This window comes from Vibrio sp. 03_296 (assembly GCF_002265885.1).
On the sequence record NZ_NPKW01000218.1, the window covers coordinates 1 to 1,109 of the forward strand.

Annotated in this window: 1 pseudogene; it reads right to left on the reverse strand. The window is 49.3% G+C overall.

Going from position 1 to position 1,109, the window contains the following annotated elements:
* A pseudogene (locus CIK04_RS23520) lies at positions 1-1,109 on the reverse strand (GGDEF domain-containing protein); the annotation flags it as partial.

Consider the following 1,109-nt stretch of genomic DNA (forward strand, 5'->3'; position numbering starts at 1 on the left):
AATTGGCTTCGGCCACCAAACCCGTTTGCAGTTTTCAATCATCGAGGTGATGACGTATTGGTCAAAGATATGGGTCGCTTCAAGCTTGTTCGAGTGCGTAAAGGTTATTGGTTGGCGTCGGTAAACTTGGCCATCTTTTTCGATGCTTGAGAACACTTCTCGGTGGAAGGTTTGGCCATTGATGGTGTTCGCCGCTTGGAAACGGAAGTGAACCCATTGATTGTGGATCGCCTCTTCAACCAGCGCTTTCCACTGCTGTTTACCCATCATGCCGCCTTGGCTGTCACTGCCGACAAAACCGTATTTCTTCTCTGGTGTGGCTTTGGCTTTCGATAGGGCGTTATCCACCATAGAGAGCATCTCTGAGCGGTTTGCTCTCTTTGATGTAGGCAATACCCAGCGCCACTTTGGCATCTGCAGTGCGGTTGATCGGTGTTGAGTCATGTTTACGCAGTTCACAATGCTAGTCGGCGACAATTTTCAAGTTCGCTTTCATCCATGTGTGGGAAAATCAAACCAAATTCATCGCTGGAAATACGCGCAAGCGCTCGCCCTGGATTGAGATGGTGCTGTCGAGCTGTTTGGCAAGCTCTGCTACCATTCGGTCAGCCGATTGATAATCTTTGTTGTCGTACACTTCACCGATGTATTCCGCGTTAAGCACCGCTACGCCACCCGGCGTCATTTCCGCTAGTCCATTGATCCAATTGGCTAATGTAGTAGAGCGGTTGCCCAGTTTCGAGATCGGGTCGATATAGGCTTGTTCACGCAGGCGTTGCGCTTCTTTCGCTTGCTCTTTAAAAGAGACTTCGATTTGAGCAGACATGCGGTTGATGCCATCAACCACGGCAATCAGATCTTTGGTATGAGGACGAGTCAAAGGGTCGCCAAACTTGTTGTTGGCGATGTCGTTCATCTTATTAATGATGGCAGTAAGAGGTTTCAATGAACGTTTWAAAATATACGAGATAGAGAGCAGGCCGATAAAGAAACCCAGCAAATGCGGTGAGCAGACGCATTAACGCTTTCCAAAGCTGTTCGTAAGCAGCCCCAGGGTGGCTGACAATTTCCACCTCAGCAAGCTGCAGCCAGCCACTGGTCACGATGCG